We start from the raw sequence: 15,619 nt of genomic DNA, 5'->3' as shown, positions 1-15,619 counted from the left end.
TTCTCAAGAAACAACCGCTCTTCGTGTACAAGCTGCTGTGAGCTTTTCCGCCGAAGGCGTTGTGCGTTTCCGCTTTGTTGTGTCTTTACTTTATCAGGTGTTCCGCGCCCCGCCAAATCGGCGGTTTCTGCGAAATTGCACCGGATCAAGAAGACCAGTTCCTCTTTCGAGGCAACTCCCCGAGCGTACACGCCCCGAGCACATGCTCGAACCATTGAAGCTCTGGAGAGGAGGTCAGGACAGCGGTCCGGTTCCGAGTCGACCCAATTGGGCGTCTCGCCGTCCCGCAGCGACCCGATCGATAGTAGGCAACCTCAGCGGCGGCGTCAAATCCGCCTGGACGCGGAGGGGACTCCAGTCCGGGGCCTGGTCGTTCGTCGGCTTGCTTGTCGTCTGTCACTGACCCTTCCCGCGGCCCGCGGGCCCAAACACGGGAGGTCGAGATTTTTTGTCCCCGGGGCGGAGCCGCCCCGGGGACGGGGGCCGACGTGGCCCCGGAACACGTCCGGGGCCTCAGAGGATGTCCGCCAGCTCCCGGGCGAGCTTGCGGAAGGCGATCCCCCGATGGCTGATCGCGTTCTTCTCCTCGGGGGACAGCTCCGCCGTGGTGCGGCTCTCCCCCTCGGGGACGAACACCGGGTCGTACCCGAAGCCGTTCTCCCCGCGGCGCTCGCGCACCAGACGGCCGCGCAGCACGCCCTCTGCGACGGCCTCGGTCCCGTCCGGCATCACCAGCACCGCCGCGCACACGAACGCGGCGCCCCTGCGCTCGGCGGGGGTGTCGGCCATCTGGTCCAGGACCAGATCCAGGTTGGCCCGGTCCTGGTCGCCCGCGCCGAAGCGGCCGGCCCAACGCGCGGACAGCACTCCGGGCATCCCGCGCAGTTCGTCCACGGCGATGCCGGAGTCGTCTGCGACGGCGGGCAGCCCGGCGTGCTCGGCGATGGCCCGCGCCTTAAGCAGCGCGTTGCCAAGGAAGGTCGCCTCGGTCTCGGGTACCTCCGGCGCGTCAGGGAAGGCGTCGAGGGAGAGCACCTCCGCCTCCACCCCGGCGTCGGCCAGGATGGCACGCATCTCCGGGACCTTCTTCGCGTTGCGCGTGGCCAGGACGATCTTCACGGTTCCCCCTCCCCGGGGCGCACCGCCGGTACGGGCACTGGCCCGTGGGGCGGCGGTCACTCCGACAGCGCCTTCTTCTGGATCGCGGTCAGTTCCCCGCAGCCGGAGACCGCGAGGTCGAGCAGTTGGTTGAGCAGGTCCCGGTCGAAGGGGGCGCCCTCGGCGGTGCCCTGTACCTCGATGAACTTGCCGTCGCCGGTGATGACGACGTTCATGTCGGTGTCGGCGACCGAGTCCTCCAGGTAGTTCAGGTCCAGCCGGGGCTGGCCCTGGACCACGCCGACGCTTACCGCGGCCAGGGAGCCCGTCAGGGGGTTGTTCTTGAGCTTGCGGCGCTTGCGCAGCCACTTCATCGCGTCGGCGAGCGCCACGTAGGCGCCGGTGATCGCGGCGGTGCGGGTACCGCCGTCGGCCTGGAGCACGTCGCAGTCCAGCGTGATGGTGTGCTCGCCCATCGCCTTGAAGTCCACGACGGCGCGCAGGGAGCGGCCGACCAGGCGGGAGATCTCGTGGGTGCGGCCGCCGATCTTGCCGCGGACCGACTCGCGCGAGCCGCGGGTGTCTGTGGAGCGGGGCAGCATCGCGTACTCGGCGGTGACCCACCCCTCTCCGGTGCCACGGCGCCAGCGCGGGACGCCGTCCTCGACGCTGGCGGCGCAGAGCACGCGGGTGTCCCCGAACTCGACGAGTACGGAGCCTTCCGCGTGGCGGAGCCAGTTGCGGGTGATGGTCACAGGGCGGAGTTGGGTCGGAACGCGTCCGTCAGGTCGGGCCATGGACAAGAGCGTATATCCGTGGCGTGCCCCGCGGTGCTGGAGTGCGCGACCGCGCGGCCGACGCCCTTCCCCTGTCAGCCGCCGACCGTGTGCACCTGGCCGCTGCGGGCCAGGCCGATGGGCCCGTCGTAGGTGGAGCGCGCCTCGTTGAGGGTGACGCCGTCGTCGTTCCACGGCACCAGATGGGTCAGCAGCAGGCTGCGGGCGCGGGCCCGGCTGGCGTGTTCGCCCGCCTCGCTGCCCGTCAGGTGCATGTCCTTGGGGTGGTCGAGGTGGTCCTGGAAAGCGGCCTCGCACAGGAACAGGTCGGTGTCGGCGGCCAGGTCCACCAGGGAGTCGCACACCCCGGTGTCACCGGAGTAGGCCATGGAGGCGCCGCCGTGCTCCAAGCGGATGCCGAAGGCCTCCACCGGGTGGTTGACGTGGTCGACACGGGCCTGGAAGGGGCCGATCCGGAACGGGCCGGGGGAGAGCTCGTGGAACTCGAACACCTCGGTCATCCCAGGGTCGGGCTCCAGACCGTAGGCCTCGGCCATCCGCCGGGCCACGCCGCCGGGCCCGTAGACCGGGATGCGGGGTTTGGCGCCGCCCGGGTGGTAGGCCCTGGCCACCCAGTACGAGCACAGGTCGAAGCAGTGGTCGGCGTGCAGGTGGCTCAGGTAGACGGCGTCGACGGAGTAGATGTCGACGTGCCGCTGGAGAGTTCCGAGCGCGCCGTTGCCCATGTCGAGCAGGAGGCGGTAGCCGTCCGCTTCGAGCATGTAGGAGGAAGCCGGGCTGTCCGGCCCGGGGAAGCTCCCCGAGGACCCGATAATCGTGAGTCGCACGTCGTCGTCGCCTTCTCGATGGGCCGCGCGGCGTCCGTGGCACCCCCGCCGAGAGTCTGTGCGGAGTGCGGATGGCGGCTGGTTCTGCGGATGTCCCGTTGTTACGGGTGTACCCCAATGCCCGCCCGGGTGGTACAAAATGTGGCCCGCGTCTCACGCGACCTCGATCACGTGTGAATTTTTCACACCGCTTGACGAAGTATGTCTTGTTTGTTCGAGCCGTGTTTCCCCGGTGTTCAGAACGGCGCGGAGGCCGGCGCCCGAGGGTGCCGGCCTCCGCCGGGCCCGGACCGCCGCTCCCGCAAGGGTCGCGGCGGGCGCCGGGCGGGCCCGTCCAGGCTTTGAGCCTAGGCCCAGAGCTGGCCGTCGAGGCGCTCCTCGGCCTCCTCCAGCGTGCCCTCGTAGGCGCCGGTGGACAGGTACTTCCAACCGGCGTCGGCGATGACGAAGGCGATGTCGGCGCTCTCCCCCGCCTTCTCGGCCTTGCGGGCCATGCCCAGCGCGGCGTGCAGGGCACCGCCGGTGGAGACTCCCGCGAAGATGCCCTCCTTGTCCAGGAGTTCCCGGGTCCGCCTGAGGGCGGCTTCGGAGGGCACTGAGAAGCGGGTGGTGAGCACGGACTCGTCGTAGAGCTCGGGCACGAACCCCTCGTCGAGGTTGCGCAGCCCGTACACCAGCTCGCCGTACCGGGGCTCGGCCGCCACGATCTGCACGTCGGGCCGGTGTTCCCGCAGGTAGCGGCCCACCCCCATGAGGGTGCCGGTGGTGCCCAGCCCCGCCACGAAGTGGGTGATCCCCGGCAGGTCGGCGAGGATCTCGGGCCCGGTGGTCTCGTAGTGGGCCCGGGCGTTGGCCGGGTTGCCGTACTGGTAGAGCATCACCCAGTCGGGGTGGGCCGCGGCCATCTCCTTGGCGACGCGGACGGCCTCGTTGGAGCCGCCCGCGGCTTCGGAGAAGTGGACCTCGGCCCCCCACATGGCCAGCAGTTGCTTGCGCTCGGCGGAGGTGTTCTCCGGCATGACGCAGACCATGCGGTAGCCGCGCAGCTTGGCGACCATGGCCAGCGAGATGCCGGTGTTCCCCGACGTCGGCTCCAGGATGGTGCACCCCGGGGAGAGCAGCCCGTCCTTCTCGGCCTGTTCGATCATGAAGAACGCGGCGCGGTCCTTGATCGAGCCGGTGGGGTTGCGGTCCTCCAGTTTCGCCCATAGCCGGACCTGCGGCGAGGGCGAGAGCCGGGGCAGGCCGACGAGCGGCGTACCGCCGAGGGAGTCGAGCAGGGAGTCGTAGCGCATGTGCGGCCTAGCGGCTTCCGCCGGCCACGGCCGGCAGGATCGTCACGTCGTCGCCGTCGGAGAGCTTGGCCTCCAGACCGCCGACGAAGCGCACGTCCTCGTCGTTGAGGTAGACGTTGACGAAGCGGCGCAGCTTGCCATCGTTCACCAGGCGCTCGGCGATGCCGGGGTAACGGCTGTCCAGGTCGGCGAACAGCTCGGCGAGGGTGTCGCCGGACCCCTCGACCTCCTTGGCGTCGCCGGTCAGGTTGCGCAGGATGGTCGGGATACGGACCTTGATGGCCATGAGGGTTTCTCCGTTAGCGGTCGTTGGTGTGCGTTCATTGCCAACAGGGGGCGCGCGGTGCCCATTCCTGGGCGCCGCCCGGTGTGGTGTGGAACCTAAGGGGCGGTCGCGGCGCCGTCGCCGGGCCCGGTGACCTCCACCGGTTCCTCGGTGACCTGGCCGTCGACGATCCGGTAGGAGCGGAACTCGACGCTGTCGGGCTCGCGCGTGGACACGAGCACGTAGTGGGCGCCCGGCTCGGACGCGTAGGAGATGTCGGTGCGCGAGGGGTAGGCCTCGGTGGCGGTGTGGGAGTGGTAGATCACGACGGGTTCCTCGTCGCGGTCGTCCATCTCACGCCAGACCTTGAGCTGTTCGAGGGAGTCGAACCGGTAGAAGGTCGGCGACCGTTCGGCGTTGGCCATCTCCACGAGGCGTTCGGGGCTGTCGGAGCCCTCGGGTCCGGCCACGACGCCGCACGCCTCGTCCGGGTGGTCGCGGCGGGCGTGTGCGACGATCCTGTCGTAGATCGCGCGATCAATCCTCAGCATGCCCACCAGGGTACCTACATCCGGTTCCCTACCAACCAAATGGGTATTGTTGGCGAACACCGAGGCCGCGGCGGCCAGGTGCTGGTGGGGGCGACCTCATCCGTCCCACCCGGCACGGATTAGGCTCGTGCGCATGAGCGAGGACAGCAGCAGCGCGCTGCTCACCGACCACTACGAACTGACGATGCTCCAGGGGGCGCTGCACAGCGGAGCCGCCGCCCGTCACTCGGTGTTCGAGATGTTCGCCCGACGACTGCCGGAGGGGCGCAGGTACGGAGTCGTGGCCGGAACGGGCCGGTTCCTGGAGCTGCTGGAGCGCTTCCGGTTCGGCACGGAGGAACTCGACTTCCTGTCCGACAACGGGGTCGTGGACGAGCGCACCGTGGAGTGGCTGGCCGACTACCGGTTCTCGGGCAACGTGTGGGGCTACGGCGAGGGCGAGGCGTACTTCCCCGGCTCGCCGATCCTGGTGGTGGAGGCCTCCTTCGCCGAGGCCGTGCTCCTGGAGACGCTGGCCCTGTCGGTGTACAACCACGACAGCGCGATCGCCTCGGCCGCGACGCGGATGGCGGTGGCTGCGGGCGGTCGGCCGCTGATCGAGATGGGCTCGCGGCGCACGCACGAGCGGTCCGCGGTCGCCGCGGCCCGAGCGGCCTACGTCGCGGGGTTCGCCACCTCCTCCAACCTGGAGGCCGGGCGCTCCCACGGTGTGCCCACCGGCGGAACGGCCGCGCACGCGTTCACTCTGCTGCACGACAGCGAGCGGCACGCGTTCAAGGCGCAACTGGAGTCCCTGGGCGATGGGACGACCCTGCTGGTGGACACCTACGACGTGGAGCGCGCGGTGCGCACCGCCGTGGAGCTGGCCGGGCCCGGGCTGGGCGCGGTGCGGATCGACTCGGGCGACCTGGCCGCCCAGGCCGGACGCGTGCGGGAGCAGCTCGACTCCCTGGGCGCGACGGACACCCGCATCGTGGTGACCGGGGACCTGGACGAGCACTCCATCCAGGCCCTGGCGGTGGCGCCGGTGGACGGCTACGGGGTGGGCACCTCCCTGGTGACCGGTTCGGGCGCGCCGACGGTGTCCCTGGTGTACAAGCTGGTGGCGCGGGCGCGCGGCCTGGAGGAGGACGCACCGCTGGAGCCGGTGGCCAAGCGCTCGGTGGGCAAGCCGAGCCGGGGCGGGCGCAAGTGGGCGTCGCGGCGGCTGGACGACAAGGGGACGGCAGTGTCCGAGGACGTCTACCCCCACCCTCCGTCCCCGCAGGTGGGAACGCGCCCGCTGCTGCGGCCCCTGGTCGCCGACGGCGTGGTGGTGGGGCACGAGAGCGTGCACGAGGCCCGGGAGCGGCACCGGGCGGCGGTGGCGGAGCTTCCCGAGGAAGCCCTGCGGATGTCGCGCGGCGAAGCCGCGCTGCCGACGGTGTTCCACTAGAGGATGTCGCGTGAGGGCCCGCGCACCGGCGAACGGCCGCCCGGGCGGCCTCCGACAGGGGGCGGTGCGGGCCGGACCGGCGGTGGTGCACGGACCCGGGCGGATCCGACGACGAGGAAAGGGGTGCCGCTGTGAGGGCGCTCATCGTGGTGGACGTGCAGAAGGACTTCTGCGAGGGAGGGAACCTGGCGGTGGCGGGCGGGGCCAGCACAGCGGCCGCCGTCACCGAGTACGCCCGTGCGAGCGACTACGACCACGTGGTGGCCACGCGCGACTTCCACATCGACCCGGGGAAGCACTTCTCGGAGGAACCCGACTTCGTGGACAGCTGGCCGCGCCACTGCGAGGCGGGCACGCCAGGGGTGGAGTTCCATCCCGGCTTCGACGCCTCGTTGGCCGAGGAGGTCTTCGACAAGGGGCACTACACGGCCGCCTACAGCGGTTTCGAGGGCGTGACCGGGGAGAACGGGGTCACGCTGGGTTCGTGGCTGCGCGAGCGCGGCGTGGACGAGGTGGACGTGGTGGGCATCGCCATGGACCACTGCGTGAAGGCGACCGCCCTGGACGCGGCGGCCGAGGGCCTGCGCACGCGGGTGCTGCTCGGGCTGACCGCCGGGGTGTCGCGCCCGACCGTGGACGCGGCGCTGGAGCGGCTGCGCGAGGCGGGCGTGGAGCTGGAGGGCGAGCCGCTGGTCGGCTGAGGCACCCCGTGCGCGGGCGGGGGGCGGCGGCGCGCGCCGCCGCCCCGCGTGTCAGACGACGCCGACGGCGGCTCGCACGCGCTCCAGGGTGGCGCGGGCGCGCTCGCGGGCGCGCTCGGACCCGGCCGCCAGGACGGCGTCGATCCGGGCCGGGTCGGCCATCAGCTCCTCGTAGCGCTCCCGTTTGGGGCCCAGCTCGGCGTTGATCGCCTCGAACAGCTCGTTCTTGAGGTCGCCCCAGCCCATACCGCCCGCTTCCAGGCGCTTGCGCACCTCGGAGACCTTCTGGGCGTCGGCGAAGTGCGTGAGCAGCTGGAAGGGCACCGAGCTGTCGGGGTCCTTGGGGTCCTCGACCGGCGTGGAGTCGGTGGGGATGCGGCGCACGGCCTTCTTGAGCTTGTTCTCCGGCAGGAAGAGCGGGATGTGGTTGTCGTAGGACTTGCTCATCTTGCGGCCGTCGACGCCGGGCAGGATGCTCGCGTCGCTGTCGTCGATGACGCCCTTGGGGACGGGGAAGCTGTAGGCGCCGCCGAAGCGGTGGTTGAAGTACCCGGCGATGTCGGCGGTGTACTCGATGTGCTGGGACTGGTCGCGGCCCACGGGAACGCGGGTGCCCTCCATGACGAGGATGTCGGCGGCCATGAGGATGGGGTAGTTGTACAGCCCCATGTTGATCCCGGCGTCCAGGTCGGTGATCCCGGCCTCGTTGTTGCGGTCGCGGGCGGCCTTGTAGGCGTGCGCGCGGTTCATGAGGCCCTTGGGGGTCAGTGCGCTCAGGATGGTGGTGAGCTCGAAGGTCTCGGGAACCCGGGACTGCTGGTAGACGATCGTCCGCTCGGGGTCGAGCCCGCACGCGAGCCAGGTGGCAGCGCCTGACCGGATGCTGTGGCGGAGCTCGTCGGCGTCCTTGATGGTGTTGAGCGCGTGGTAGTCGGCGATGAAGTAGTAGGTGTCGTAGGCCGTGGCCGCGCTCAGGGCGGGCTTGATCGCGCCGATGTAGTTGCCCAGGTGGAAGTCGCCGGTGGGCTTGATCCCGGTCAGGTACGTATTCGCTGCCATGGGACCAAGCCTAGCGTCGGCCGGGCCCGCGCACGGTCCCGGCCACGCGCCTCCGGGCGCCGCCGCGTCAGGCGCGGAAGGCCGCCCAGTGCTCGACCATGCGCGCGGCCTGGCCCTCGGTGAAGTGGGTCATGCAGGCGTCGTCGCTGTAGTTCATGAAGTTGGTGACGGGGTCCTCGCCCTCCTGCTCGGGGCAGGTGTCGCGGCCCTCGGGGCAGCCGGAGGCGGCCTCGCGCTCGTAGGCGGTGTCGTCCACGTAGTCGCCGGGCGAGGAGCAGCCGTTCTGGAAGGTGTGGAAGAGCCCGAGCCAGTGGCCGACCTCGTGGGTACCGGTGTGGCCGAGGTTGAACCGGTCGCGGTCGCCGCCGGGCAGGGTGTCGTGGGAGATGACCACGCCGTCCTGTTCGGGCGCGTCCTCGTAGTCCTGGGGGAAGGAGGAGTAGCCGAGCAGGCCGGAGCCCAGGTTCGAGGTGTAGATGTTGAGGGTCGCCGCGTCACCCTTGCGCAGTTCGGCGTGGACGGTGTCGCGGTGTTCGGCGAAGCTGGTGAACCACTCCTCGTTGGTGGTGCGGGTGACCTCGCTGAGCTCGAAGCGGAAGCCGGTGTCGGTGGGTGCGGCGGTGACCGCGCCCCCTGCCCGGCGGGCCGCCTCGGCGGCCTGGGCCGGGCTCGCGGCGGTGTCGCCGCCGTAGGCGGCGTTGAGGACGTCGATCTGCCTTCGGACGCGTTCGTCGCTGACTTCGCCGCGGCCGTCCTCGGCAGAGATGACGTGCACCACGACCGGGACGGTGTGGGGCGGCTGGAGTTCCTGTCCCCGCAGGGGGCCGAGTGCCTCCTGGAGCTGCTGTTCGTACAGGGCCGCCTGGCGCGGCGTCACCTCGCTGCCGCCGGCTGACCGACCGGCCGCGTCCGGGTCGGTGACCCTGGCGGCGCCGGGCAGGCAGGGATCAAGCGTTTCGGCCTCCCCCTGCGCCGCCCGGGAGCGCGGGGAGTCGGTCGCTACGGTGCCGGGTGCCGTGGCCGCGACCATTCCGGCCAGGGCGAACCCGCACATCAGCAGTCCGGTGCAGAGCGCGGCTGAGCCGCCGCGAGGGCTGTGTCCACTCATCTCACAGAAGGTAATTAAGCGGACACGAAGGGCTTATGGGACATGCGCGAGCTTGCGAAGTTTTTGCCGTTTCGGGTGGTCTACCGCCCGCCGACGGCCCAGACGCGGATCTTGGCGATCCGCTCCCGGATCTGCGCCGGGGTGGCCTGCGCGACGGGCGGCCCGCCGCAGGCGCGGCGCAGCTCGTTGTGGATCACCCCGTGCGGCTTGCCGGTGCGGTGGTGCCAGGCGCCCACGAGGCCGCTCAACTCGCGGCGCAGGTCGGCCAGGACCTGGTGGGTGGGCCCGTCCTCCTCGACGGGCTCCTCCACCTTGCGGGCCTTGATCTCGCTCGCCTTGAGGTCGGCCTTGCGCTTGCGCAGGAGCTGGGAGACCTGCTGCGGGTCGAGCAGACCGGGCAGGCCCAGGAAGTCCTCCTCCTCGGTGGAGCCCGGCGCGCCGCCGTACTCGGCCCCGTCGTAGAGGGCGCGGTCGAACTCCGCCGCCGACTCCATGGTCTCGAAAGGCAGTTCCTCCCCGGCGTCGGGGGTGTCCCGCTTCTTGTTGGCCTCCCGGAGCAGGTCCTCCTCCGGGTACTCGTCCCCCTCCCCCGGAGTCCGGTCGAGCACGTGGTCGCGCTCGCGCTCCATCTCGCCCGCGTACTCCAGCAGGGTGGGCACCGAGGGCAGGAAGACCGAGGCGACCTCGCCGCGCTGGCGCACGCGCACGAAACGGCCGATGGCCTGGGCGAAGAACAGCGCGGTGCTGGTGGAGGTGGCGTACACGCCCACCATCAGCCGGGGCACGTCCACTCCCTCGGAGACCATGCGCACCGCGACCATCCAGCGGTCGTCGCCCGCGGCGAACCGGGAGATCTTCTTGGAGGCCCCGGGGTCGTCGGACAGGATGACCGTGGCGCCCTTGCCGGTGATCTGGCGCAGGATGCGCGAGTAGGCGCGGGCGTTCTCGTGATCGCTGGCGATGACCAGGGCCCCCGCGTCGGGGTGGGTCTTGCGGACCTCGGTCAGGCGGCGGTCGGCTGCCTGGAGCACCCGCTTGATCCAGTCGCCCTTGGGGTCCAGGGCGGCCCGCCACGCCTGGGACAGCGCGTCCTGGGTGAGGGGTTCGCCCAGCCTGGCGGCGAGCTCGTCGCCCGCGCGGGTGCGCCAGCGCATCTCGCCGGAGTAGGCCATGAAGATGACGGGGCGCACGACCCCGTCGGACAGGGCGGGCCCGTACCCGTAGCTGTAGTCCCAGGAGCAGCGGCGAACCCCGGCGCCGTCCTGGACGTAGTCGACGAAGGGGATGGGGTTGATGTCGGACCGGAACGGGGTTCCGGTCAGGGAGAGGCGGCGCGCCGCCGGGTCGAAGGCCTCGCGGGCCGCGTCGCCCCAGGACAGGGCGTCCCCGGCGTGGTGCACCTCGTCGAAGATGACGAGGGTCTTGCGCGCCTCGGTCCGGTTGCGGTGCAGCATCGGGTGGGCGGCTACCTGGGCGTAGGTGACGGCCACGCCGACGTACTGGCGGCCCAGCGCGCCCTGCCCGTTGCGGAAGTCGGGGTCGATGGCGATGCCGAACCGGGCGGCCGCCTCGGCCCACTGCTTCTTGAGGTGGTCGGTGGGACACACGATGGTGATGGCGCGCACCGTGTGCCGCTGGAGGAGTTCGCTGGCCAGCGTGAGGGCGAAGGTGGTCTTGCCCGCACCGGGGGTGGCCACGGCGAGGAAGTCCCGCGGTTCCCGGCGGAAGTACTCCTCGAACGCCTCCCTCTGCCATGCGCGGAGGCCTCTGAGCCGGTCCTCCGTCGTGGTCTGCGTCACCGTCATGCTGCGAACCGTCCCCCGTTAATCACCCCCACGAGGTTAGCGGGCACCGTGGACCGTTCCGGGAGGCAGGCCAGTGGCGCCGCGCACACGGCGTGTCCCGGCCGCCCGGAAGGCCGCCGGTTCCCGCCGGTCGCCCCGTCGTCCACACGCGTCCCGGACTACCCGGACGCCCCGCCCGTCACCGCTTCCCCGCCGCCCCCGGACTCCGCGCCGCTCCCGGTCTGGGAGCCCTCCACGTCGACGGCGCCGTCGTTGAAGGGCATGTGCGGCGAGATCGCCGGGAAGGCGAAGAACCACAGCAGCAGGGCGGCGCCCACCACCAGTCCGAGCGCCAGGATGAGCTTGGAGACCCACGGACCGGGCAGGACACGCCAGATCAGACCGTACATTCGCGTTCCTTACTCGCTGGCCTGGGGAGCCATGTGCGCGATCGAGTCGGGCATCCCCTCGGACTTGGGCGTGGTCTCCACCAGCTCCGCCCAGACGATGAGGCGGTGCGTGTTGTTCAGCTTGGGCGCGCACGTGGTGAGGGTGAGCAGGGACCTGCCCGGTTCCTCGTCGGTGGCGTCGTCGAACGGGTCCGGCTCGATCACCCACACGTCGGTGGGCAGGACCGTCTCGTCGCGGAAGACCTCGTAGGTGTAGAAGTTCTCCCCGTCCTCCAGCACCATGACGTCGCCGTTGCGGAGCAGGTCCAGGTCCCAGAACAGGCCGGGGGTGCGGTGGGCGGCCACGGCGTAGTTGCCCTCGCCGCCGGGGGCGCTGGGGTAATCGGTGTAGTGGCCCGGGCTGTAGCGGATGTCGTCCTGCGTGGTCCCGTTGACCACCACCCAGTCCAGGTCCAGGCTCGGCACGTACAGGCGGCTGTCGGCGCTGCCCGGCAGGGGCTCGGAGTCCGGGCCGGCCTGCGCGGCCGCCTGTTCGGCGGACCAGGCCTCCTCCAGTCCCTGGGCCAGGTCCTGCTGTTCGCGGTCGGTCTCCCACTGGGAGCCGTACACCTCGTATCCGGCGTAGAAGAGCATGAGCAGACCGGCGGTCAGCATGATCTCGCCGAAGAACCGGACGATGCCGCGCACGACGTCGCCGGGGGTGGCCCTGGGCCTGGGGCGGCGCCGTCGGCCGCCGGAGGCCCGACGTCCACGCCCCTCCCCGCGTCCGCGCCGGGGACCCTCGTGGAACTGCCGTTCAGTTGTGGACACCAATACGACCTACTCCTGTGGACGCTTCCGTGTGCACCCGTCCCCTGTCTGAGAGGGACGGCCAGCGGGACTCCGGTACGCGGGTGCGGTAGGACTTCGACCTCGTGCTGGTAGAAGGAGCCGAGCAGCGACGCGGTGAACACGTCGGCGGGGGAGCCCTGAGCGGCGACCCGCCCTCGGGAGGGTATCGCCACACGATGGGCGTAGGCTGCCGCAAGCCCCAAATCGTGCAGGACCACGATAACCGCACCGCCGCGCTCCGCGAGTTGGGAAGCCGGATCCAGTACGAGTTCCCGGTGCCGGATGTCCGGGGCGGCGGTCGGCTCATCCAGCGGGAGCGGCTGGGTTTCCAGGGCCGGGACTCGGGCGGGCGCCCCCGTGCGCTCTCCCCCGAGAGGACGGGAAAGCGCCGTTCGGCCAGGTCGGGAACGCCCGGGCCCTCCGTCGCGGCGGCGGTGACGGCTTCGTCCTCGGCCGCGGCGGCCAGCCCCGCCCGGGGCGCGGCCCATGGACACGATGCCGTCGGCGCTGGCGGCGGGGCGGTGTACGCGGCCCGCAGGCGCGGGTCCGCCCCGGCGATGAGGCCCTAACCATCACCGCAGGTCAAAGCCGCGATCTTGACACGGAGGCCCTACGCATCAGGTGTGCCGACCTGAACGGTTCCAGCGCGCCCGCGCGGGGCGGGGTCCTCGGGGCCCGCCTGGGGACCGACAGGCTCCCCGGGCGACACGGGGGCCCTGGCACACTCGGTGTGTCAAGGCCTTCGCCGTGCCCGCCGCGCGCGGTTACCGGGCACGGCGGGGTCCGCGCCGCAGACGCGGCAGCTCCCCCGGGGCGTCGGCCGTCCGGGCGGGAGGGCTACTTCATCATCTCCTCGTAGACCTTCTTGCACTCGGGGCACACGGGGAACTTCTTGGGGTCGCGGTTGGGCACCCACACCTTGCCGCACAGGGCGATCACGGGATCGCCGGTCACGGCGCTCGCGGTGATCTTGTCCTTCTGCACGTAGTGGGCGAACCGCTCCCGGTCCCCGCCGTCGTGGGAGATGTCCGGTTTGGTCTCGCTGTCCGGGAGGACCTTGTTGAGGATGTCCATCGCCATAGTGCCTCACACCTTTCGACGTCTGCGTTCCACGGTATAGGGTGCCGCGCCCCGTCCCGGCTGCTCAGTTCATGGTGGGGTCGTCGGGAAAGGTGGACAGGAGCGCCATGTCCCCGCCCTGGCGGCGCAGCACCCGCGACCACAGCCCCTCGGGCGCGGTGGTGAAGACGTCGTCGGCGACCGCGTCCACGACGTACCAGGCCCCCTCCTCGACCTCCCCGGCCAGTTGGCCCGAGCTCCACCCCGCGTAACCCGCGAAGACCCGGAACGCGCCGAGCGCTCCGCCGGGCACTCGGGCGGGGACGTCGAGGTCGACCACGCCGATCCCCTCCAGGCCCAGCTCCGGATCCAGGCCCTCCAGCGGGGACCAGCCGGGGGGAGGAGCGCCGGGAGCGACCTCCCCCAGGGCGATACCGGAGCCCAGACCCACGGGTCCCCCGGAGAACACCACCGCCGGTTCGCTGGCGTAGGCGCCCCAGTCGGTGACGGCCTCGTCCACGGCCGTATCCAGGGGGCGGTTGAGGATCACCCCGAGGGTGCCGTCGGCGGCGTCGTCCACGACGAACACCACCGAGCGGCGGAAGGAATCCTCCTGGAGCATGGGGGCGGCCACCAGGAGGCGCCCTGTCATCGGCTGGTCCATGCCCTCCCACCTACCCCGGAACGACGGGCCGAGCGCGGGTGTTTCCGGGCCGTTATGCCTGTGCGGCCGCCTGGCCGCGCTGGGCGACCTCGCGCACGGCCGTGGCCACGTGGGTGGACAGGTCGGAGTGGAACACGCTGGGGATGATGTAGTTGGGGCCCAGCTCGTCCTCGGTGACGACGTCGGCCAGTGCCTCCGCCGCGGCGACCATCATGTCCGAGGTGACGTCGTGGCTCTGGGCGTCCAGCAGGCCGCGGAAGAAGCCGGGGAAGACCAGCACGTTGTTGATCTGGTTGGGGTAGTCGCTGCGGCCGGTGGCCACGACTGAGGCGTGCAGGCGGGCCACGTCCGGGTCGACCTCGGGGTCGGGGTTGGCCAGCGCGAAGATGATGGCGTCCTCGTTCATCTCGGCGACGTCGTCGCCGTCGAGGAGGTTGGGGGCCGAGACGCCGATGAAGACGTCCGCCCCGGCCACGGCACCGCGCAGGTCGCCGCTGTAGCCCGCGGGGTTGGTGTGCTCGGCGATCCACCGCAGGTTGGCGTCCAGGTCCTCGCGCCCTGCGTGCACGGCGCCGTGCACGTCGCTGACGATGACGTCGCGCGCCCCGGCGTGCATGAGCAGCTTGAGGATGGCGGTTCCGGCCGCGCCCGCGCCGGACATGGCGATGCGGACCTCGCCGAGCTTCTTGCCCACCACGCGCAGCGCGTTGCGCAGGGCGGCGAGCACGACGATGGCGGTGCCGTGCTGGTCGTCGTGGAAGACGGGGATGTCGAGCAGCTCGCGCAGGCGGGCCTCGACCTCGAAGCAGCGGGGGGCGGAGATGTCCTCCAGGTTGATGCCGCCGAACCCGGGGGCCAGCACCTGCACGGTGCGCACGATCTCGTCCACGTCCTGGGTGTCCAGGGCGATGGGCCAGGCGTCGATGTCGGCGAAGCGTTTGAACAGGGCTGCCTTGCCCTCCATAACGGGCATGGCGGCCTCGGGGCCGATGTTGCCCAGGCCGAGGACCGCGGAGCCGTCGGTGACCACGGCGACGCTGTTGCGCTTGATGGTCAGACGCCGGGCGTCTTCCTTGTTGGCGGCGATGGCCTGGGAGACGCGGGCGACGCCGGGGGTGTAGGCCATGGAGAGCTCGTCGCGGTTGCGCAGCGGCACCTTGGACTTCATCTCGATCTTGCCGCCCAGGTGCATGAGGAAGGTGCGGTCGCTGACCTTGTGCACGGCCACGCCCTCGACCGCGCCCAAGGCGTCGACGATGGCCTGGGCGTGCTCGGTGTCGCGGGCGGCGCAGGTGACGTCGATTCGGATGCGTTCGTGTCCGGCGGCGGCCACGTCCAGCGCGGTGATCATGCCGCCCGCCTGCTCGACGGCGTTGGTGAGACTGCCGACCGCACTGCCCCCAGCGTCCAGTTCGAGGCGGACGGTGATGGAGTAGGAAACGCTGGGAAGGGTGGCCACGTGTTGCTCCTTGGCTCTGGCTGGTGTGGTGCGTCCGGGGCGGCCCGCCGGGGCGCTCGCCGGTGCACGGCGCCGCCTGCGCGCGTACGCGGGATGGGGGGTGCCGTGTGTCCTGTGGGCGCGGTGCTCGCGCACCGTCACTCGGACCCCGGTTCCGGGCGGGGGGGATGACCCGTGACCGAGTCGCCTCACCTTACCTGAGTCAAGCCCCAACCGTCAGCACAAGGTGACAATTACCGCGCTGGTAAAAAATCGCATAAATTACGCCAGCGCGCG

At 71.1% G+C, this 15,619-nt stretch carries 16 protein-coding genes; 2 read left to right on the top strand and 14 right to left on the bottom strand.

The window, feature by feature from the left end:
• Positions 1 to 513: 513 nt before the first annotated feature.
• The 6 genes from rdgB to ABD54_RS06510 form a co-directional block, all read right to left on the bottom strand.
• Complete coding sequence (gene rdgB, locus ABD54_RS06535; protein ID WP_047868526.1) at positions 514 to 1,119, bottom strand: RdgB/HAM1 family non-canonical purine NTP pyrophosphatase; 606 nt, start codon at positions 1,117 to 1,119, stop codon at positions 514 to 516.
• Between the two features lie 56 nt (positions 1,120 to 1,175).
• Entirely contained in the window at positions 1,176 to 1,895 is a 720-nt protein-coding gene (gene rph / locus ABD54_RS06530; protein ID WP_013151440.1) for a ribonuclease PH, read from the bottom strand.
• A gap of 74 nt (positions 1,896 to 1,969) precedes the next feature.
• Positions 1,970 to 2,722, bottom strand: coding sequence for an MBL fold metallo-hydrolase (locus ABD54_RS06525; RefSeq protein ID WP_047868525.1), 753 nt, complete (start codon positions 2,720 to 2,722; stop codon positions 1,970 to 1,972).
• A gap of 347 nt (positions 2,723 to 3,069) precedes the next feature.
• Entirely contained in the window at positions 3,070 to 4,017 is a 948-nt protein-coding gene (locus ABD54_RS06520) for a PLP-dependent cysteine synthase family protein (protein WP_047868524.1), read from the bottom strand.
• Between the two features lie 7 nt (positions 4,018 to 4,024).
• The gene (locus ABD54_RS06515) at positions 4,025 to 4,303 is read right to left on the bottom strand and encodes a MoaD/ThiS family protein (protein WP_047868523.1); all 279 of its coding nucleotides are present in this window, start codon (positions 4,301 to 4,303) and stop codon (positions 4,025 to 4,027) included.
• Between the two features lie 95 nt (positions 4,304 to 4,398).
• Positions 4,399 to 4,833 (bottom strand): Mov34/MPN/PAD-1 family protein, encoded by a 435-nt coding sequence (locus ABD54_RS06510; RefSeq protein ID WP_047868529.1) that lies wholly within the window; start codon positions 4,831 to 4,833, stop codon positions 4,399 to 4,401.
• A gap of 133 nt (positions 4,834 to 4,966) precedes the next feature.
• On the opposite strand from ABD54_RS06510, the gene ABD54_RS06505 reads away from it, so the two are divergent.
• The gene (locus tag ABD54_RS06505) at positions 4,967 to 6,268 is read left to right on the top strand and encodes a nicotinate phosphoribosyltransferase (RefSeq protein WP_047868522.1); all 1,302 of its coding nucleotides are present in this window, start codon (positions 4,967 to 4,969) and stop codon (positions 6,266 to 6,268) included.
• A gap of 131 nt (positions 6,269 to 6,399) precedes the next feature.
• Complete coding sequence (locus tag ABD54_RS06500; protein WP_047868521.1) at positions 6,400 to 6,969, top strand: nicotinamidase; 570 nt, start codon at positions 6,400 to 6,402, stop codon at positions 6,967 to 6,969.
• A gap of 51 nt (positions 6,970 to 7,020) precedes the next feature.
• Here ABD54_RS06500 and ABD54_RS06495 read toward each other — a convergent pair whose 3' ends face one another.
• From ABD54_RS06495 to ABD54_RS06455, 8 genes are all read right to left on the bottom strand, one after another.
• Positions 7,021 to 8,028 carry a tryptophan--tRNA ligase gene (locus ABD54_RS06495; RefSeq protein WP_047868520.1) on the bottom strand — a complete coding sequence of 336 codons (1,008 nt, stop codon included), beginning with the start codon at positions 8,026 to 8,028 and terminating at the stop codon, positions 7,021 to 7,023.
• Positions 8,029 to 8,095: 67 nt separating this feature from the next.
• Positions 8,096 to 9,082, bottom strand: a complete 987-nt coding sequence (locus ABD54_RS06490; RefSeq protein ID WP_047868519.1) for a zinc metalloprotease — start codon at positions 9,080 to 9,082, stop codon at positions 8,096 to 8,098.
• Positions 9,083 to 9,216: 134 nt separating this feature from the next.
• Positions 9,217 to 10,941 (bottom strand): DEAD/DEAH box helicase, encoded by a 1,725-nt coding sequence (locus ABD54_RS06485; RefSeq protein WP_047868518.1) that lies wholly within the window; start codon positions 10,939 to 10,941, stop codon positions 9,217 to 9,219.
• 158 nt (positions 10,942 to 11,099) lie between these two features.
• Complete coding sequence (locus ABD54_RS06480) at positions 11,100 to 11,330, bottom strand: hypothetical protein (protein WP_047868517.1); 231 nt, start codon at positions 11,328 to 11,330, stop codon at positions 11,100 to 11,102.
• A 9-nt stretch (positions 11,331 to 11,339) separates the two neighbouring features.
• Positions 11,340 to 12,143 carry a class E sortase gene (locus ABD54_RS06475; RefSeq protein ID WP_047868516.1) on the bottom strand — a complete coding sequence of 268 codons (804 nt, stop codon included), beginning with the start codon at positions 12,141 to 12,143 and terminating at the stop codon, positions 11,340 to 11,342.
• Between the two features lie 855 nt (positions 12,144 to 12,998).
• On the bottom strand, positions 12,999 to 13,241 hold the full coding sequence (locus ABD54_RS06465) for a DUF3039 domain-containing protein (RefSeq protein ID WP_019611444.1): 243 nt from the start codon (positions 13,239 to 13,241) through the stop codon (positions 12,999 to 13,001).
• 64 nt (positions 13,242 to 13,305) lie between these two features.
• Positions 13,306 to 13,884, bottom strand: coding sequence for a YqgE/AlgH family protein (locus ABD54_RS06460; RefSeq protein WP_047868514.1), 579 nt, complete (start codon positions 13,882 to 13,884; stop codon positions 13,306 to 13,308).
• A 52-nt stretch (positions 13,885 to 13,936) separates the two neighbouring features.
• A complete protein-coding gene (locus tag ABD54_RS06455) occupies positions 13,937 to 15,343 on the bottom strand; it encodes an NAD-dependent malic enzyme (protein WP_047868513.1) in 1,407 nt (468 codons plus the stop codon).
• Positions 15,344 to 15,619 lie beyond the last annotated feature (276 nt).

This window comes from Nocardiopsis sp. RV163, from assembly GCF_001029525.1.
GTDB lineage: Bacteria > Actinomycetota > Actinomycetes > Streptosporangiales > Streptosporangiaceae > Nocardiopsis > Nocardiopsis dassonvillei.
Note: the sequence above shows the minus strand (reverse complement) of the source record. Positions and strands in the feature narration are given on the sequence as shown.